Genomic DNA, 19,712 nt, shown 5'->3' on the forward strand with positions numbered 1-19,712 from the left:
AACCTTTATAAAACAAGAACGGCCCGATATGATTCGGGCCGTCCTGCATCAAAGTATATCGAACTAATTATTTCAATGTAAAGGATGATGAGCCAAGTTTTGAACCTTCAGTAAATAAGTTTACTGTGTATGTTCCTGGAGCCCAGCCTTCGCTGCTTAACCACTCAATAGCGTAGTTAGGGTTGTTTTTAGCATAAACCATAGTAGTTGAAGTAGTATACTCCACTTTCTCTCCTCCAATTACTAAATCTTTAGGGGTATCAGCTGCTGAAGCAGAGGTAAGGGTTTTACCGCTAGGGTCAACAATTTGCATGAACACCATGTATGGTCCTTCTTGAGCTAACTCATTTGGAGCTACCGCAAAGTCAGCGACCAATTTGTCAATGTTTTTAGCTTTAACATAGTCAACAAACTTTCCGCTGTTTTTGCGTTTGAAAGTTTTTGTGGTAACGGATGAAGCTTTTAACATTGAAGCCAATGTTACTTTATTGCTTAATTCTGAATTTTGTGATGTTAAATCTTGATTCTTTTTATTCGACTCTTCAACAGTTGTTTTCAATGTGCTATTTTCTGCTGTCAATTGCTCTTTCTCTTGCTTAAGAGTCTCAATTTCAGCTAAATACTGGTTGATGGTTTCTTTTAAAGTAGCAATCTCTTTTTTAGTTTTTGAGAGTTGAGCTGCCGAAAGTTTTCCGTTGCGTAAGGCCACTTCCAGTTCTTCAATTTTAGCGCTCATCTCTTTTTCTTTCGACTCTAAATCAGTAGTTAAAGTTTGATTAGAAGCTTTAACAGTATTAAGTTCAGTTTTTAGCTTTTCAAGTTCTAACTGAAGCGAAAGTTTTTCGTCTGTAATGGTAATGAGTTTAGCTTCTTTCTCATTTTTATTTAAGAAAAGGTAAGCGTTTGCTCCGAGTAGCAGAACAATAATTCCTGCAAGAATGTAAATCCAATTTTTAGATTTTGATTCGTCTGTGGTCATGGTATCTTCCATTGTTAATTGCGTTTAGTGGTTTCCTCTATCTTTATATGTTAACTATTTCTCTTTTCTTACTGTACATTACTCGTTTAGTTAAAAACTCGCAATGATTTTATATACTTTTGCGACCTAACAATATTTTAACCGAATTAAGGTTAAGGTGTAGTGTTGAGTCTAAGTAACGGATACAAGTTTAATGCCATTGCATTATATGCATTTATACTTAGGTTTGGAAGCAATGTTACAGAAATTTGGGTAATAATTTCTACGCATTGAGAAGAAGAAGGTTTTACTATTAGGTAAAACAAACCTTAAAATTTGTATGAAGAAGAGATTTGGGCAGTTTTTGTCATTAATAATTACATTAGGTTATATATTTCCTGTTCATGCGCAACAAAACTATCCTCCCAAAAGGGAGGTGAGAGGCGTTTGGATTGCTACGGTAGCTAATATTGATTGGCCAAGTAGCACGCATTTAAGTGCGACCGAACAGAAAGACGAATTCAAGTATATCTTAGACCATCATCAACGAACAGGAATTAACACTGTTTATGGTCAGGTAAGACCCAATGCCGATGCTTTTTATGCCAAAGGAAGAGAGCCTTGGTCCTATTGGCTTACCGGCCAGCAAGGGCGTCCACCTTATCCGGAGTATGATCCATTAGATTTTATGATCGAAGAGTGCCATAAAAGAGGAATGGAGTTTCATGCTTGGTTCAATCCGTATCGTGCCACACATAAAGGTGCAAAGGGAGCGGTTGCATCTACTCATATTACTAAAAGAAAACCTGAATGGTTTTTTAACTATGGAGGTCAGCTGCTTTTTAATCCGGGGATACCTGAAGTACGCGAATACATTGTATCGGTAATTATGGATGTGGTAAGAAATTACGATGTCGACGGAATTCACTTTGATGATTATTTCTATCCTTATCCAGAGCCTGGTCAATACATTCCGGATTGGGCAACCTTTAAAAAATATCCGAATGGCTTTACCACCATTGAAGACTGGAGACGCAACAACGTCGATCTTTTGGTTAAAATGGTGCATGATAGTGTGTCGGCAGCGAAACCAAAGGTGAAATTTGGTATTAGTCCGTTTGGAATCTGGAAAAATAGTTACCAGGATCCGGATGGCTCCGATACTCGTGGAGGATCTTCGTACTATAATCAATATGCTGATACCCGTAAATGGCTAGAGGAAGGCTGGGTAGATTATATGTTGCCGCAGGTTTACTTTAATACCGGTCATCCGAAAGCCGATTTTGAAACATTGACCGACTGGTGGGCAAATAATTCTTTTGGCCGTCATATCTATATTGGAATGGGAGCTTATCGGATTGGCAGTGATCCGTCATGGAGAAACCCAAATCATATGCCGGGGCAAATTAAATTTACCAGGTCCTATCCCGAAATCACTGGGCAAGTTTATTTCAGTTCTAAATCATTAACCCGAAATATTCAAGGATTTACCGATACGCTTCGAAACAACTATTATCGCTATAAAGCTTTGCCTCCAACTATGCCATGGATTGATAGCATACCACCAAATGCACCTGGTCATATTACCGCAGAGCAAACAAATCCAGGCGTGGTAAAACTTAGCTGGACAGAACCTGAAAAAGCCAGTGATGGTGATAATGCCAGGGCATATGTTGTTTATCGCATAGCGCAAAATGAGGTATTTGATATTAATGACCCAAGGAATATTATTGCAGTGGTATATAATGAACTGTCATTTGTTGATACGGAAGCGAAAACCAAACAAACCTATACATACATCGTGTCTAGTCTTGATAGGATGCAAAATGAGAGCACGGATCATTGTTTAATATCGATCCCGGTTAATTAAGCAGGTTTCCAATAATATTTTCGCGTTCAAACTCGGTTATTAAACGCTGCTGAATAGGGTTACGTTTAATAATCGGGTTGTTGAACCAAAATACCGGGTCATAAGGTAGGTTCTTTATATTTTCGTAATCATTTACTTCTGCCGACATATCTTCAACACTTAATTCTGGGTCGTACTCATAAACATAGAAAAAGCTATCTGTAACCAAGTTTATTTTCCGCTTCTTGTAAATGGTAAACAGCGAAACCCGCGTTTTTATATAATCAACCGTTACAAAATTCTCTGCTAACTTTTTAAATCTGATCTCATAGTCTAAACGGGTTTTATCAATCGTCTCCACATTTTGGCGCTCCCAACCGCTTGGTTTTATTAATTGATTGTCTTTATCGATATAAGTGCCTTGAACTTTTAAGATGTCAAAGGTATTCTCATCAATAAAGATATGACCATAAGTGCTGTCATGTTTATTTTTGGCGCTCCTAAATAAGAGTTCTGTAATGCGTTGACCAGACATAGGGTCTTCATATTGATTAGCTAATTCATAAAAGATGCGTTGTTTATTTTGATGCCTGATGGGTTGTTCTACTTCAAGCCCTGGCGTAGCATCAGCATAGATCTTTAAAAAGCGGGTTAAAACTGACTGATTATAGATATAAACACGATTTCCGGTATCCACATCCTTTATTCCATATCGAGCTTGTGTTAAGTCCCAGCCTTTGATTCCGTTATTATTGCTACAAACGTCATAAAACGATTCAAGCACTTCAGTACAAATAGAATCATTGTTGTTAAACTGACGGTAAAAAGCATGTCCGGTTAACTGATTCTTCCTTGATTTTAGTGCTTTATTACGAGCCTGTTCTACAAGTTTGGTCACATAATCTTCATATTTTACCTGTACTTCTTTTAGATGAATAATGGTTGGTTTTAATGAGATGGATAGAAAAGTTGTATCGGGTATCGGTACCATTTTACTTTCATAGCCAAGGCACGAAACTTTTATTAAGGCGGGTAAACTGTCAAGGTGTAATTCGAAATATCCATGATCATTACTCAAAGTACCCCGGCTTTTGTCAAAAAGCTCAATGCTGGTGTACGTTACAGGTGATTTGCTGGTTTCGTTAAACGTATAGCCCTGAATTATAACCTGTGCTTGTAAAAGGTTAAATTCTAGCACTAATACAAAAAGAAAGCATACGAACCGATTCATAACTATATAGAATGTTAATAAAATATACTTATAAATCGGGAAAAATAAAACTAAAAAAGGCTGATAATATTCTAATTATCAGCCTTTTTTAGTTTTATTTTGATAAGGTGATTAAACCTTGATAATAATCTTTTTGCGTTGCATAAACATCATTATTCCGGTAAATAATAAAACCCAAATTAATGCATGAATTAGGGAGGCATTATTAGGAGAGAAATACGGTACAACAAATTCATTATAAAGATGAGGTACAATGTTTTCAGAGGAGCCTTTGGCGTCAGTTACTTTTATTAGTCCAAGTGTTTTAACAAAAAACGCCGAAAGGAAAAAAGCAGTAATAGCATTTATACCAAAGGCAACAAAGGGTTTGGTAAAGCGCTTATAACCGTTTACATCAATTAACCAATAGCAGCAGGCAAAAACAATTGAGCCTAATCCAGCGGTGTAAAGCACAAATGAGCTGGTCCATAAGGATTTATTAATCGGAAAAGCAAAGTTCCAGATTAAACCGGCTATTGCAGCACCAAATCCAGCTACAAATAACCATGCTACCTTTTTCCCATTGTCATTTTCTTTTTTCATCCACATGCCACATAAAATACCTAATAAGCCGGTTGCAACAGCAGGCATGGTGCTCAGCACACCTTCCGGATCCCAGGTTTTCGATTGTTTCCAAGTATGATCAGTGGTTAAGACCAATCGGTCAAGCCATGCTGCAAGATTCGTTTCAGGTTCCATATTCGCATATCCAACACCCGGAACAGGTACGAAGTTCATTAACACATAGTATAGAACTAGTAAACCACCAGCTGTTATTGCAATGGTTTTGGGTTTCGCCTTTAAGAATATGATCGCAGAAATAAAGAAAACGATACCAATACGCTGTAATACACCTAAGATGCGAACGGTTGAGATATCGAATTTTGGATATAAGGCCAGGAATAAACCAAGACCGAATAACTTCAATGCTCTTATCGTAATGGTCTTCATCGCTTTACTTTGATCTTCCAGTTCTTTCTGACTTGATAAAGCATAGGCAATTGAGATACCTACAATGAATAAGAAAAATGGAAAGATTAAATCGGTGGGAGTACAACCATTCCAATGAGCGTGCTCTAACGGAGAATAAATGTGAGACCAGCTTCCCGGATTATTAACCAGGATCATAGCCGCAACGGTAATTCCCCTAAAAAAATCTAATGATAAAAGTCGCGGTTTGGCGACACCTGCGTTTACTGTCATTGGTTGCTTTGGTTTGTGTTTTTTTTGCTGAAGTTCAGACTGCTATTTAAGAAAATTTAAGATAAAAACAAAAATGCCGGCATTATACCGGCACTTTTGTTTATTCAACCAATCTATCAATTATTAATAGTGCCATCTAACGAAGGCCTCCATTGCAGCGTAATCAGCTAATCCAAGCTGGTTATAAAGTTGTGCGGTGCCACTATTGCGCTCTTCGGCACGTTGCCAAAATTCGCGGGCATCTTGCCCTTGAAATACAACACCGTCTTTTTGCGACTGATGTTTCCAAATTCCAAGACGTTTTATAAGTATTTGTTCGGGACTCATTGGAACAGCCATTTCAATTTCGTGAATATCCCACTCTGCCCAAGCTCCGCGGTATAGCCATAACCAACAATCTCCAATCCAATCTGCATTTGAAGGGTCATCTTTAAGACGTTTCAATGCTTCAAAAATCACATCTAAACAAACTTTATGCGTTCCATGTGGATCGGCAAGGTCTCCTGCTGCAAAGATCTGATGAGGCTTGATTTCCTTAATCAAATCCATTGTTATCTGAATATCCTTATCAGTTGGCGGGTTTTTCTGAACCGCTCCTGTTTCGTAAAAAGGAAGATTCATAAAATGAGCGTTTTGGTCAGGAATACCTACAAATCGACAGGTTGCTTTTGCCTCTCCCACACGCATCATGCCTTTAATCTGACGCAATTCGTTTGTGTCTATTTGGCTTGCTTTCTTCTTTTTTAAGAATGAAGAAATTTCATTAAAGACTTTACATGCATTCTCGTTGTCGAAGCCGAATTTCGAATTGAAGTTTACTACGAATTCAGTAAAACGAAGAGCTTCATCATCAGCAACGGCAATGTTTCCGGATGTTTGATAGCCTACGTGTACATCGTGTCCCTGATCATGCAAGCGTTGAAAAGTACCTCCCATTGAGATAATATCATCATCAGGATGTGGAGAAAAGATAATTACACGTTTACTTGACGGTTGAGCTCGTTCTGGACGAGTGGCGTCGTCGGCATTTGGCTTGCCTCCGGGCCATCCGGTAATGGTATGCTGTAATTTGTTAAATACATCAATATTCAGGTCGTGCGCATGGCCGTATTTCGACAGCAAGTCACCCATACCATTATCGTTATAATCTTTATTTGTAAGTTTTAAAATCGACTTGCCTAAGGTTAATGCCAGGTGACAAACCGCTTTCTTGGTCATGGCGTTATCCCATACAACAGAATCCACCGCCCAAGGTGTTTTAATCTTTGTTAGTTCGCTTGAACAAGGTTCATCGATAACAAACATTGTATTTGAGTGCAACTGCAGGTAGGAAGCAGGCACCTGATCAGTAATAGGTCCTTCAACAGCAGCAGCTACAATTTTTGATTTACCTTCACCCAAGCCCATCAGCACAATACGTTCGGCTTTCATAATGGTTGAAACTCCAGCAGTAATTGCTTTACGTGGAACTTTTTGAATTCCCTGGAACTCACCTGCCGCTGCAGCACGGGTAACATGATCCAACGTGATCAATCGGGTTTTAGAGTTTTGTAATGATCCAGGTTCGTTAAAACCGATGTGGCCATTTCCTCCAATTCCCAATAATTGAAAATCAATGCCACCAAGATCCTCTATTTTTTGCTCGTATTCGGCACAAAAAGCAGCAATATCTTCTTGGGGTAAGGTGCCGTTTGGAATATTATAATTCCCTTTTGGTATATCTACATGATTGAACAACTGCTCTTCCATAAAGCGTACATAGCTATGAATAGAGTCAGGCTGCATCGGATAATATTCATCTAAATTGAATGAGTAGACATTTGAAAAGCTTAGTCCTTCTTCTTTGTGTAATCGGATTAACTCTTTATAAACTTTAATAGGAGTTGAACCTGTTGCAAGGCCCAAAACTACATGCTTTCCATCTTCCTGACGTTGGCGAATTAAATCTGAAATCTCTTTAGCAACGGCAATTGATGCAAGTGAGGCATTGCTGTAAATTTTTGTAGGAATTCGCTCGAAGCGCGCTCTTCCTTGTTTTTCTAAACTGTAGCCCATATTTAAGTTTCGTTAAAAAAAGTAGCCTAAGTATAATTTTTTGGCAAACTCTGGATTCTTTCTTTGCGTCGGCATCAAAAATAGTATTTTAATTTTATTTTTTTGTCGACTATGGTTAAAAAAAATATTTATTAAATCAGTGGGGTTATTATAAAAATGATAATTGGTTGGTCTGTTTTAAGCTCGGAATATTAAATAATGAAATTTACTACTTTTAAGGCCTATTTTTCTTATACATGAAACAACAAATTGCCCGCTTAAATGCTATTTCTAATAAAAGTGAACGTTTAATAGTTGGCCTTATGTCAGGTACATCAATGGATGGACTTGATATTGCACTTTGTTCAGTTAAAGGGGCTGGTCCTTCAACGCAGGTGAAAATTATTCAATTTGAAACCATTCCATTTGATGAAACATTTAAACTAGAAATAAGAAAAATCTTTGCTAAAGAAGAGATCAGATTTGAGCAATTATGCGTTTTAAACCCCTATATAGCAACAACTCATGCGAAATTAATAAATGATTGCTTAAAGAAATGGGGTTTCGAAACGCAATCGATTGACCTAATTGCAAGTCATGGGCAAACGGTTTTTCATGCGCCCAAAAGATTACATCAGAAGGAGAAATTTGGAAACGCCACTTTGCAAATTGGAGATGGAGATCATTTGGCTGTGAAGACGGGTATAATTACAATTAGTGATTTTAGGCAGAAACATATAGCAGCGGGAGGCGAAGGAGCCCCCTTGGCAGTTTATGGTGATTATCTGATTTTCTCTGAAAGGGGTGAAGATCGAATTATGTTAAATATTGGTGGGATAGCCAATTTTACCTATCTGTCAGCCGATTTGGAATCCGCAAAGGTGTTTTCTACGGATGTTGGGTCAGGAAATACCTTGATTGACGCTTATGTTCATAAATATTACTCGGGAATGGCTTATGATGAAGACGGAAAGATCGCCAGGTCGGGAAAAGTCAATGAAGCATTATTGAATCAGCTTAAAGAACATTCGTTTTTCAAAGAAGCGTTCCCAAAATCAACTGGTCCTGAGCTTTTTAATTTCAATTATGTTGACGAAGCTTTAAAAGCAATAGGTAAAAGCGACATAGCGCCAGAAGATTTAATTAGAACCTTAACTCGTTTCAGCGCCGATGGCATTGTGGAGGCAATTAAAAGTTGTTTTTCAAAAGATATTAAGCTTCATGTTTATGGAAGTGGTGGTGGAATTCATAATCCGTGCATGATGGAGGATATTAAAAGCCAACTGCCAGAATGTGTTTTTCATACAACGGATGAACTGGGAATTATTCCCGACGCAAAGGAAGCAGTATTATTCGCTGTATTAGCTAATGAGTTAGTGGCAGGAGAGCAGTCTGAATTGTTTGGAAATGAAGAAAGGGGAACGCCTAAGGTTACGATGGGGAAAATTTCGCTTCCTTAGAAAAGGTCTGTTTTGAAAGATTTGAAACTTAAAATAAAGAGCCGGAAGCATTTGCTTCCGGCTCTTATAGTTTTATGATTTGGGATTCAAAATATCTTTGATGCGTTGCGAAAGGTCTTCCAGGTGAGCCCTGTTGATTCCGCTGTATTTTGGTGTTGCAGCTAAAATTTGTGCCTGTAAAACTTTTAGTTCGGTTTTAGCCAATGGACGAATGTCCGTTTGAGTTTGATCCGGACGACGCTGTGATGGAGGAACATTATCCTGGTTAGCCGGAGGTGTTAATAATGTTGCTAAACGCTCAACATAAGCACGTTGTAAATTACGACGATACGTGTCAATGTTTTTGCCCATAGCTAATTCAGTCCAAACGCCACCTCTAACGTCTTTAAATAATTCGCTTACCGAGTAAGATGTGGTAGGGTTAGTGGTTTCGAACTCAATTAAGCGCGATAATTTTTCAACGCTAAAAATCGAGTTTAAAATATTGGTCTGAAATGCTCTGATACGATCAACCACATTTGATTGGTCGAACTTGCGCAGAATACTTTGATCAATCAACCAGGTTGGAGTAGCTAATGCCTGCTCATTTAAAAAGGCAACAGCTTTCTTTTGCATTTCTTTTGAAACCGGAGCATAAACATCGCCTTGCTGATCATATGATTTTGGTGTCTCATATACACCACCAATGTTTTTAGCCACATGGCCCATATAACGATTCCACTGGTTGGTCAATTCGGAGTACATATCTTTTAGAACACCATAATCCTTACCTTCTTCATAAGTCCATTTGTTAAGGTTAGGCAATTCACGCTTAAGGTTTTTAATACCATAAGTACTTGCTTTTACCGCATCATTTCCCAGGTCTTCGTTTTGTGAGCGAGGATCCGCAGGATTGGTTTCTGTTCCGAAAAAGTATAAAGGGTCACCAGAGTGCTTAACGATCATCTTGTTTAATACCAACTCTTCTTCTTTAGGAGTTTTGGCATCCGGAAGCGTACGATAACCCCAGTCGATGGCGTATTTGTCGTAAACACCTATAGCAGGATATAGATTAACACCTTTGTCTTCAGGTTGAGCAACGTAGTTGAATCGTGCATAATCCATGATTGATGGAGCAGTACCCATTTTTTGAGTAAAAGCTGCTGAACGCAAAGAATCAACAGGGTAAGCGAAGCTCGATCCATAGTTGTGGCGCAAGCCTAATGTATGGCCAACTTCGTGTGAAGAAACAAATCGAATTAATTGTCCCATAACTTCATCCTTGAACTTAAGGTTACGAGAGTCTGGATTTACAGCTGAAGTTTGGATAAAGAACCAGTTACGAACAAGTTTCATCACATTGTGGTACCAGCCAATATGGCTTTCTATAATTTCACCTGAGCGAGGATCGGCAACGTGCGGGCCATAGGCGTTTGGTATTTCAGAAGCGAAGTAGCGAATTACAGAGTAACGTGCATCTTCAGTGCTGAACTCAGGATCTTCTGCGGCTGTTGGGGCTTCTTTACAAATAATTGCATTTTTAAAACCTGCCTGCTCGAAAGCTTTATTCCAGTCATTTACACCGGCAATAAGGTATGGACGCCATTTGGCTGGAGTTGCCGGATCGATGTAGTAAACTATTTGTTTTTTAGGTTCCACCAACTCACCACGATTATAAGCTTCAAGATCTTTTGGCTCTAATCTCCAACGGCGAATAAAGGTGGTTTTGCCTGCTTGTTGTTCCTCAGCGCTAAAATCAACCTGTGTTTGTGCAAAGTAGCCCACACGATTATCAAAATAACGCGGCTTCATTGGTTCTTTAGGTAACAGCAACATTGAGTTGTTGATCTCAACGGTAGCAATAGAACCGCTTGCATCTGGAGATGCTCCATTAATTCGATAGGTGAAAACATTTTTAACCTCGATGTTTAATGGATAACTTTTTACACTACTAATGTATGAACGGCTGTCGTCAGCTCCAGCAATGCGGTATTTTTTACGAAGGTCTTCAGGAAATGTAAATGCAGGATTGTCTCTAGAGAACAAATCAGTAACATCAACTACAACGCCTGTAGAGTCTTTGCCCAATGATTTAATATCAAAGCTGGCAATAATCGGTTGTACATTTGAATTTTGTACCGACTGATACATTTCAGAGTTCTTGTCTACCACAATGTCGTAGGAGATTTCTCTTAAAAACACTTTTTTATGTTCATACTTTTCAAAACGAAGAACTTTTGAATCAAGTTGCTCGCCACCGTAGCCTAAACCGTTAGCGGTTTTTGAAGTGCGTGTTACCAATAATAAGTCGCGATTCATTAATGAATCAGGGATCTCATAAAAATAACGATCATCCACTTTGTGAACTGTAAATAGTCCTTTGTCGGAAATGGCTTTTGCAGTTATAACTTCTGAATAAGGTTTTATGCCTTGTTTTGGTTGAGACTGCATCATCGATGGATTGTTGCCGTTCATCCCGTTTGGCATGTTTGTTTTTTGCTGGGCCATGGCTGGTAAGGTCAAGGCACTTGCAAGCAAAACGGTTCCTATAAGCGTCCGCTTTGTTGAAAATTTAATCATGGGCTTTTTCTTTTGTAAGGTTAGCGGCAAAGCTACATCTTCACCCCATTAATTATAGGGAAATGGAAAGCACAACAGAGATTTTACAGAGTTATACTCTACGTTTTAGGGTTAATACAACGTAGTTGGTAGAGTTTTTACGGTGAAACTGAATCAGGAGGCCACGATTGTTTTTTGAGCGTAATAAATTATCGATTTCAGAAACCGGCATCTCTGAAACGGGTTTTAGATTGATTGAGATGATCTCATCGTCTTTTTGTAAGCCTGCTTCATCGGCAGGAGAGCCAGGCTGAACTAATGAGATAAAATAACGGCGACTACTGTTATTGTCAGTCACTAACTCAAGTCCACTCATATCATGCTCAAAAGGTAAATTAAAGTAAGCATTGGGTTTTAAGAACATTTTTTGATGTTGATAATCGAAAATGACGGTAAAGCGTTTAAGTAAATCATTGCCAATGTTTCCGTTTCGGTTGCTTGCAACCTTGTCTGTTACATCGTCATGGTTAGGGAATGAGGTAATGATATTGTTTACTTCAATATCACTAAAGGCCAAATGCTTAATTCTTCCAATAAACCCATCAATTGGACCACTTAAGCCCCGGCCTAAAAAAGCATTTAAAGTCGAATCAGGAACTTTAATATCCGGACTAGATGAAGGCTCTAAAGAAACCGGATGGCCAGCTCCTGTATCAATAATCAGTTTTGTTTTTATCGTTTTATTGTCACTTATTTTTACATCAGCAAAAACATAGGCACGCTGATTTTCGATTAGCAATGGAACCGGTTTGCATTTTCTTGATGCTTTGAACTGATCAGGAGAAAAAATGGTAATTACCTGGTTTACGTAATTGATTTTAACCACAAAGCTATTAAAGAAATCATATCCAAGAATTCCGGCGACAGGCATTCCAACGTAAGATGATAGATCTAACACATCTTTTGGGATAATGGCCCCAGCCATATTAAAACACTCTGCTTTTCCGATATTCATTCGAATGCCTGTTACAATTTTTGCCTTAAGATCATCACCTTCTCCCAAGCCCTTAATAATTACGTCCCGGCCGGTAGATAATTTAAGTGAATCTTTTAAATCAGGGTTGGTTATAAGCATAATGCTTACACCACTATCTAAAATAAAATTATAAGGGCCATGGCCGTTAATGAAAACTGGCAGAACTATTAAGTTTCGCTGAAAATTAAATGGAATGCTTAGTTGGTCTTTTTTATCGGGAAGCAGAAATTGATATTGGGCAAACGAACAATATGAGCTAAACAATAAAATGCCGCATAGCAGGATTCTCCTGAAGAGTTTTTGTATAAATGATATGTTAAGACAACAAATCATTTTATAAGATTTAGGTGACGAAAATTTAAATAAATCGGTTGAGTTGAGAGTCGTATAATAAATATACTAAAAAATAGGCCCAAGGCCTAGCTTTATATGTAATATTTTTAATAGATAATTAAGTGGAAAATCATAATTAGCTGATTTTCAGCAAAAGGCCTATTCCGTGTTTTACTATGAAGAATATTTATAAATAATCAGTCATATTTTATATTAAAAGAAAAAGCGGGACATTCTTAAAATATCCCGCTTTTGGGTAGGGTATTTTTTTTAATGTTGATGAGAGAACGGAACACTTATTCCAAATGTGATAGTTCGGGCTGTTCCGGCGATTCCAATTTCTTTAAAACGACTTAAATGATCGATATAATTAGTGTTGGTTAGATTCCTGCCAGCAACGTAAAGCGAAAGCAGTTCTTTGCCCGAAGCAGAACGAAGTGTGGCCCCGATCGTAGAGTTTAACACTGAATAACCATTGCTAGTGGTTTCAAAAGGATCAACCTTAGCTTGTTTAAAACTGGTTTCGAACCCTGCAGAAACAAATATTTTTGAAATCGAAGCATCTTTCCTTCCTTCGAAATCATATCGAACAGTATTGATCAGCTTAGCCTGTGGAATAAAAGGCAAATTAGTATTCGTCTCATTGTTGGTCCCACGGGTATAGGCAATGGAGTTTTCGAAATGTAGGTGGTCAACAGGATGAATGTCTAAACTAAACTCTAAACCACGCAAGGCAGAATTGCCCTGTACATAACTGTATACTGGGTAAAGTTGTCCGTTAACATCTATCTGCTCATTATTGATATTTTGATAATAAATATAATCGTTGATGAAATTATAGTATCCATTTAAAGAAGAACTGACATATTTCCCTTCCCAGTTAAGTGCAGCGTCAAACTGTAAAGAGGTTTCTTGCTTTAAGTTCACATTGCCTTTTTCATATCTAAAGGTCCCTTCGTGAACACCATCGGCGCTTAGTTCAGCAATGTTTGGCGCACGGAATCCACGTCCAACATTAGCTTTAAGGCCTAATTTGTCGGCTAATTGCCAGGTCATTCCAACTGATCCCGAAATATTAGAAAAACTGTTGTTAAACGAGTTGAATTGATATTCCTGTTTGGCGTTTAATTTACGGGCATCATACCTTATACCGGCATCGAGCGTGAATTCATTCCATGCCTTTTTTACATAAGCAAACGCTCCGCCTGTGTACATGTCATAAGCCGGGATAAGGGCCTCTTCTCCCTTGTTACTGTTGTTTTGAATAGTGCCCGATATGCCGAAAACAGGTGCCCAGCCATTTATCTCCTCAAAATAATACTTGCTGTCAATAGAGTAAGTGTTCAGGTAAAAATAAGTTGCTGGGTCAGTTGATGAATCCTCTAACTCCCTGCGTTGATTGTTTTGAAACGATGCAGTGGTTTTCAAAAAGCCTTTGCCAAGATTCACATTGGAGTTCAAGGTGAGCTTTTGGTGGGTAATATGTTGAAAGGGAAGGAACATTGAACGACTTTTTAAATCACTCTCACTAACAGGATTTCCATCAACATCCACAAAATTCCCGGCATTATCACGTTCTCCTTCGGTTAACCCAATTTTCGTATTAAAACGTGAATAGGTAAGATGAGCAAATCCCCATGATTTATTAAAACCTACCATGCCCGAAAGGTCATCTTCGTTAAATGCACTATTATAAACACGCTCTGTTGGTGTTTTAAATGACATGGCATTTTTATAAGTTCCGTTTAGGCGATAGACAATACCATTAGTGTTTCCCTGGAACTGAAGATTGTTAGCCGTTAAGCCATTATTGGTAGAGTAATTAGAAGCAAATTGCCCGCTAAAATTACCATTAGCAGGCACAGTAGGGTCGATAATATTAATTACTCCACCTAACGCATCCGAACCATAGAATAAACTTGCAGGTCCGCGCAACACCTCCACTTTTGAAGCCGAGTACTGGTCAATCTCAATGCCGTGTTCATCTCCCCATTGTTGCCCTTCTTGCTTAACATCGTTACTTAGTGTTACGATCCGGTTATAGCCCATACCACGAATTACGGGTTTAGAAATGGCTCCGCCCGTAGTTATTTGCGATACTCCGGGAACAGATTTTAAGGCGTCAATAATATTCGTAGCTCCCGATTGAGTAAGGTCTTTTTTAGTAACCGTTTCGATCGTTGTGCTGTTTTTAGAGTTTTTACCCAAAATAGGGGAGCCTGTTACCACCACTTCATCTGCTTCAATAACCGAAATTTCTAATTGAAAATCAGCTGTTGAAGTTGTGGTTAGGTCAACTAATTGCGTAAGGGTTTTATATCCCATGCGACTAACATCAATTAACAATTTAGCTTTTGGAACATTTGTTAGTGTGTACTCGCCATTGTTGTTAGTTGTTGCCCCTAACTTTAAACTGGAGATACCCACATTGGCACCTTGTATTGGAGCGCCTGTTTGTTTATCGGTAACACGACCACTAATACTTGTAATTGAATTGGCCATAGCTGGCGAATAAGTAAAAACGGCAATTACAAGGCACAATATCAGTATGATATGACGAATCATAAAATATATAATAGAAAGAACAATCGAATTTGAATGTCTTTGATAATAAGAAAATAGTTGAATTACTTTGAATAGTCTAAAAGCAGGCTTTTGACCAAGCGCCAAAGAGTATTCAAATAAAAATGAGGAAGGTTAACAGAAAGAAGGAGGGCCTCTTAGCTGTTTAAGAGCAATATTAAACAGTTGTTGTTTAACATTCTCTGGATGATAAGTTTTGTAGGTAAAGTTGCTGATTAAAAAAGGAGAAGTACTTTCGGTAAGAAAGTCTTTAACAAAATGATAGTTACAAATCAAACACTGACCTGAATTGTCTTTTGTTTTAATAATCTGTTCTGTTGAATCAACAGCTTCTTTACTGTTATGGTTGTGGAAGGCGGCAAATGGAACTAAGGTTATCAGAAAAACGGCTAATAGCCAGACTGATAACAGCTTTTTTAGAGTTCGCTTTTTTGCACTGTGAATCACGGTTCAAATATACTGCAGTGCCAAACCTTAAACAAGCTGCTTATGGTAACAAAGTCTTTATAGGTCAGCAATATGACGAAGCATCAGCCTACTCTGTGAAACTTAGCAGTACATAAACGCTAGTGTTTCACAGAGCAGCTTAATGCAATTAAGAACTTATCAAGTTCATTCGATCTAAAATAAACTGTTTATTGTTTCGTCGTTTACCAGGTTAGGAAGCGTAACTTTTAAATTGGGGGTTCTGTCCATCTCTCTGGTTATCGCAAAATAAGCTTCCTTATTTCGTGCCCAACTTCTACGGGCAATACCATTGTTTACATCATAAAACAACATGTTTTGCAGTTTTTGGGCAGCAGCTTCGGTTCCGTCGAGTAACATTCCGAAGCCACCATTGATTACTTCACCCCATCCAACACCGCCGCCGTTATGAATTGACACCCATGTAGCCCCTCTGAAACTATCGCCAATAACATTATGTATCGCCATATCGGCTGTATAACGGCTTCCATCATAAATATTGCTGGTTTCCCTGAACGGAGAATCCGTACCACTCACATCATGATGGTCCCGACCCAGAACTACAGGTGCAGATAATGTTCCGTTTTTTATAGCCTCATTAAACTTCAGAGCAATTTTAGCCCTGCCTTCAGCATCGGCATAAAGAATACGTGCCTGAGAACCAACCACCAGTTTGTTTTCTTCAGCATTCTCAATCCAGGTAATATTATCTTGCATCTGCTGTTGAATTTCTTCAGGAGCTGTTGCCTTAATTTCAGCTAAAACTTCTTTTGCTATACGATCTGTTATTTGAAGATCTTTAGGATTACCGGAAGTGCAAACCCAACGGAATGGCCCAAAGCCATAATCGAAACACATTGGACCGAGAATATCCTGGACATAAGACGGATACTTAAAGTCGATGCCGTTTTCGGCCATTACATCAGCACCGGCTCTGCTACATTCGAGCAAGAAGGCATTTCCGTAGTCAAAGAAGTAAGTTCCTTTTGCACTATGACGATTTACTGCTGCGGCATGACGTCTTAAGGATTCCTGAACTTTTTGTTTGAATAACTCAGGATTGCTTGCGATCAGTTGATTAGATTCTTCAAAACTAAGTCCTACAGGATAATAACCGCCCGACCATGGATTATGAAGAGATGTTTGGTCCGAACCTATTTCAATAAAGATTCCTTCCTTGTCGAATTGTTCCCAAACATCCACCACGTTACCAATAAAAGCCAACGAAACTGTTTCTTGCTTTTCTTTAGCTGTTTTCACTCTGCTAACCAATACACCCATATTGTCAATCAGTTCGTCAACCCATCCTTGTGCATGGCGTTTGGTTGCTGCAGCCGGATTCACTTCGGCACAAATGGTTATACAACCTGCGATATTGCCGGCTTTAGGCTGAGCTCCACTCATACCTCCCAAACCAGCTGTTAAGAAAATCTTTCCTTTAGTTTCAGCATTGTGGCCAAGCTTTTTACGGAAAGCGTTCATAACGGTAATAGTGGTTCCATGAACGATACCTTGGGGGCCAATATACATATATGAACCGGCTGTCATTTGTCCGTATTGGGTAACACCAAGGGCATTAAATTTTTCCCAATCATCAGGTGTTGAATAATTCGGAATCATCATTCCATTGGTTACCACCACACGTGGAGCCGTTACACCTGAAGGAAATAATCCTTGTGGATGCCCGCTGTAGATATTAAGGGTCTGCTCATCGGTCATTGTAGCAAGATATTGCATGGTGAGCAGGTATTGGGCCCAGTTTTGGAAAACAGCACCATTGCCTCCGTAAGTAATCAACTCGTGCGGATGTTGCGCTACCGCCGGATCAAGGTTATTCTGGATCATTAGCATAATTCCTGCAGCCTGGATGCTTTTATGCGGATACTCTTGTATTGGGCGAGCGTACATCGCATAACCAGGACGGAAGCGATGCATGTAAATTCGTCCGTATTTTTCCAGTTCTTCTAAAAATTCTGCAGCTAACTCTTGGTGCCAGTGCTCAGGGAAATAACGAAGTGCATTGCGTAAGCTGAGTTTCTTTTCTTCTTGACTTAGCACTTGCTTTCTGATAGGCGCATGGCTAACTGTAGTGTCGTATGGCTTTTTTTCAGGTAATTGAGCCGGAATTCCCTGAAGTAGTTCTTCTTTAAATGTCATAACAGTATTGATGGATTTTTAATCTGATTATTAACGAATTAACATCAATGGTTTAACGCAAAAATAAACGCTACTTTTGATACCTATAAATACCAATTTTGTCACTAGTTAATAACCATGAGTTATCAAATAGAGTTGCGCCATCTGAAATATTTTCAGGTATTGGCCGAGGAATTAAAATACAGAAAAGCTGCTGAAAGACTATTTATTTCTCAACCGGGCCTTAGCCGACAAATCAAACAAATGGAAGAGCGCTATAAGGTTAGTTTGTTCGACAGAACCAAAAAGAAGGTGGAATTAACCGAAGCTGGTAGCTATCTGAAGAAAGAAGTTGACTTCTTATTCAATCATCTGGACACTATTCAACAGCAATTGGAGAATATTAGTTTAGGGAAAGAGACCGAAATTCGGATTGGCTTTTTAGGCTCTGCTGCCCAGCGGGTCATTCCTGATTTAGTGCTGAAGTTAAACAGGGAGTACCCTGGTATCAGAACTGTTTTAGAAGAATTACCTAATAAATTACAAGTAGAACTCATCGAAAAAGACAAGCTCGATTTGGGTTTTGTCCGCACACATCAATTTAAAGAAGGAATAGCTAAACACCTGGTTCATCAGGATACCTTTTCGCTAGTACTACCGGTAAACCATCCAATCAATAAACCGAGCTATGAATCGGTAAAATCACTTGGTGCCTCGCCCTTTATCTTTTTCTCAAGTGATGACAGTCCTTTTTATCACGATTTAATTATGAGCATTTGTGAAGACCATGGATTCAGGCCTCAGGTTTTTCATAAATCAGTAAACGCTCTTACCATTTTTAAACTGGTGGAAGAAGGCTTGGGTATTGCCATAGTTCCTACAGCACTCCAGTACGGCTTCGATTTAAATGTTAAATTTTTGGAGCTCGATTATATCCCTCAACGTACTCAACTATTTGCCATTTGGAAAGAGAACAATCGAAAGCCAGCTTTGAATAATGTGGTGGAGGTGTTAATGAAACAGTAAATGGATTCTTGTTATTTAACCAGTAGTTAAAAAATTTTAAATATTGCTTAATAAATAGTTGTTTTGCAGAACACTATGTTATTGAGCTATTTTAATGAAAAAACATTTACTTATCATTTCAGGAATACTTCTATTTTCTATTTCAAGCAATGCCCAAAAATGGAAGTTTGGTATAAATGCTTCTATTTTTCAGAACAATTTATCAAGCGGAACATTTAAGGATGGCGGGTACCCACCAGACTATAAAAAACCGATTGACATGTCTCTAGGCGTTTTTGTTGAAAAAGAAGTAAACAATTGGCTTTCTTTTCAGCCGGCACTCATCTACAAAGGGAAATGGACCTCATTTAGTGGGTTTCTTCCCACTGTTTATGATCAGGAAACCAATACTTACGTGGACAGTTATATTGCCACTGATTATATATTTAGATATATAGAAATGCCTCTTTTAGGGAAATTTACTCCTTTAAATCATCTCCATTTATACATTGGCCCTAGTATTGGGTATGCAATTACAAAGGACGCAAAGGTTAAAATGTTCGTTGATTACTATGATTATTACATGAACTATATAGGTAATGAAGAAATAACAGTAAAAGCCAGTACAGAACAAAAAAGGGATTATTACAATAGTTTCGAAATAGGTTATCAGATTGGGGCTGGTTATGAGTATAGGAAATTTGAAGTTGGCCTCGGTTATCAATCAAACTTTACCAGTGTTTTTAAAGACAAGGAGAATAATTACTCAAGCAAGCCTAAATTTCATTCACCGTCATTAAATATCTCTTATCGATTTTTCTAAAAATAATTACTAAACCTAT

The 19,712-nt window shown here is 38.4% G+C and carries 13 protein-coding genes; 4 read left to right on the plus strand and 9 right to left on the minus strand.

All coding sequences use genetic code 11. The features are described 5' to 3' along the window. Positions 1-67: 67 nt before the first annotated feature. On the minus strand, positions 68-991 hold the full coding sequence (locus tag NF867_RS10545; protein ID WP_252587832.1) for a hypothetical protein: 924 nt from the start codon (positions 989-991) through the stop codon (positions 68-70). Between the two features lie 307 nt (positions 992-1,298). Here NF867_RS10545 and NF867_RS10550 point away from each other — a divergent pair, with 307 nt between their 5' ends. Beyond that, complete coding sequence (locus NF867_RS10550; protein ID WP_252587833.1) at positions 1,299-2,828, plus strand: glycoside hydrolase family 10-like protein; 1,530 nt, start codon at positions 1,299-1,301, stop codon at positions 2,826-2,828. On the opposite strand, the gene NF867_RS10555 is transcribed toward NF867_RS10550, so the two are convergent. The 3 genes from NF867_RS10555 to nagB all read right to left on the minus strand — a co-directional run bounded on the left by NF867_RS10555 (position 2,821) and on the right by nagB (position 7,335). Next, a complete protein-coding gene (locus tag NF867_RS10555) occupies positions 2,821-4,038 on the minus strand; it encodes a carboxypeptidase-like regulatory domain-containing protein (protein ID WP_252587834.1) in 1,218 nt (405 codons plus the stop codon). The two genes, NF867_RS10550 and NF867_RS10555, sit on opposite strands and share 8 nt — an antisense overlap. 111 nt (positions 4,039-4,149) lie before the next feature. Beyond that, entirely contained in the window at positions 4,150-5,280 is a 1,131-nt protein-coding gene (locus NF867_RS10560; RefSeq protein WP_252587835.1) for an acyltransferase family protein, read from the minus strand. A gap of 123 nt (positions 5,281-5,403) precedes the next feature. Continuing rightward, the gene (gene nagB / locus NF867_RS10565; protein WP_252587836.1) at positions 5,404-7,335 is read right to left on the minus strand and encodes a glucosamine-6-phosphate deaminase; all 1,932 of its coding nucleotides are present in this window, start codon (positions 7,333-7,335) and stop codon (positions 5,404-5,406) included. 236 nt (positions 7,336-7,571) lie between these two features. Here nagB and NF867_RS10570 point away from each other — a divergent pair, with 236 nt between their 5' ends. Beyond that, positions 7,572-8,774 carry an anhydro-N-acetylmuramic acid kinase gene (locus tag NF867_RS10570; RefSeq protein WP_252587837.1) on the plus strand — a complete coding sequence of 401 codons (1,203 nt, stop codon included), beginning with the start codon at positions 7,572-7,574 and terminating at the stop codon, positions 8,772-8,774. Positions 8,775-8,846: 72 nt separating this feature from the next. Here the strand turns inward: NF867_RS10570 and NF867_RS10575 are convergent, their stop codons facing one another. The 5 genes from NF867_RS10575 to NF867_RS10595 all read right to left on the minus strand — a co-directional run bounded on the left by NF867_RS10575 (position 8,847) and on the right by NF867_RS10595 (position 17,886). Beyond that, complete coding sequence (locus NF867_RS10575) at positions 8,847-11,333, minus strand: zinc-dependent metalloprotease (RefSeq protein WP_252587838.1); 2,487 nt, start codon at positions 11,331-11,333, stop codon at positions 8,847-8,849. A gap of 91 nt (positions 11,334-11,424) precedes the next feature. Next, positions 11,425-12,612 (minus strand): aspartyl protease family protein, encoded by a 1,188-nt coding sequence (locus NF867_RS10580; protein WP_252587839.1) that lies wholly within the window; start codon positions 12,610-12,612, stop codon positions 11,425-11,427. 339 nt (positions 12,613-12,951) lie between these two features. Further along, a complete protein-coding gene (locus NF867_RS10585) occupies positions 12,952-15,183 on the minus strand; it encodes a TonB-dependent receptor (RefSeq protein WP_252587840.1) in 2,232 nt (743 codons plus the stop codon). Positions 15,184-15,378: 195 nt separating this feature from the next. After that, entirely contained in the window at positions 15,379-15,711 is a 333-nt protein-coding gene (locus NF867_RS10590; RefSeq protein WP_252587843.1) for a hypothetical protein, read from the minus strand. 174 nt (positions 15,712-15,885) lie between these two features. Continuing rightward, a complete protein-coding gene (locus NF867_RS10595; protein WP_252587845.1) occupies positions 15,886-17,886 on the minus strand; it encodes a urocanate hydratase in 2,001 nt (666 codons plus the stop codon). A gap of 117 nt (positions 17,887-18,003) precedes the next feature. Here NF867_RS10595 and NF867_RS10600 point away from each other — a divergent pair, with 117 nt between their 5' ends. Then, a complete protein-coding gene (locus NF867_RS10600) occupies positions 18,004-18,891 on the plus strand; it encodes a LysR family transcriptional regulator (protein ID WP_252587846.1) in 888 nt (295 codons plus the stop codon). A 94-nt stretch (positions 18,892-18,985) separates the two neighbouring features. Then, a complete protein-coding gene (locus tag NF867_RS10605; protein WP_252587848.1) occupies positions 18,986-19,693 on the plus strand; it encodes an outer membrane beta-barrel protein in 708 nt (235 codons plus the stop codon). The last annotated feature ends 19 nt before the right edge of the window (positions 19,694-19,712 follow it).

Origin of the sequence: Solitalea agri (assembly GCF_023914155.1) — a bacterium.
Lineage (GTDB): Bacteria > Bacteroidota > Bacteroidia > Sphingobacteriales > Sphingobacteriaceae > Solitalea > Solitalea agri.

What these genes read in the sequence shown, in the direction of transcription:
- NF867_RS10575 (WP_252587838.1), bottom strand. Translation starts at nt 11,333, where the DNA reads ATGATTAAATTTTCAACAAAGCGGACGCTTATAGGAACCGTTTTGCTT.
- NF867_RS10585 (WP_252587840.1), bottom strand. Translation starts at nt 15,183, where the DNA reads ATGGCCAATTCAATTACAAGTATTAGTGGTCGTGTTACCGATAAACAA.
- NF867_RS10570 (WP_252587837.1), top strand. Translation starts at nt 7,572, where the DNA reads ATGAAACAACAAATTGCCCGCTTAAATGCTATTTCTAATAAAAGTGAA.
- NF867_RS10560 (WP_252587835.1), bottom strand. Translation starts at nt 5,280, where the DNA reads ATGACAGTAAACGCAGGTGTCGCCAAACCGCGACTTTTATCATTAGAT.
- NF867_RS10555 (WP_252587834.1), bottom strand. Translation starts at nt 4,038, where the DNA reads ATGAATCGGTTCGTATGCTTTCTTTTTGTATTAGTGCTAGAATTTAAC.
- NF867_RS10545 (WP_252587832.1), bottom strand. Translation starts at nt 991, where the DNA reads ATGGAAGATACCATGACCACAGACGAATCAAAATCTAAAAATTGGATT.
- NF867_RS10605 (WP_252587848.1), top strand. Translation starts at nt 18,986, where the DNA reads ATGAAAAAACATTTACTTATCATTTCAGGAATACTTCTATTTTCTATT.
- nagB (WP_252587836.1), bottom strand. Translation starts at nt 7,335, where the DNA reads ATGGGCTACAGTTTAGAAAAACAAGGAAGAGCGCGCTTCGAGCGAATT.
- NF867_RS10550 (WP_252587833.1), top strand. Translation starts at nt 1,299, where the DNA reads ATGAAGAAGAGATTTGGGCAGTTTTTGTCATTAATAATTACATTAGGT.
- NF867_RS10600 (WP_252587846.1), top strand. Translation starts at nt 18,004, where the DNA reads ATGAGTTATCAAATAGAGTTGCGCCATCTGAAATATTTTCAGGTATTG.
- NF867_RS10595 (WP_252587845.1), bottom strand. Translation starts at nt 17,886, where the DNA reads ATGACATTTAAAGAAGAACTACTTCAGGGAATTCCGGCTCAATTACCT.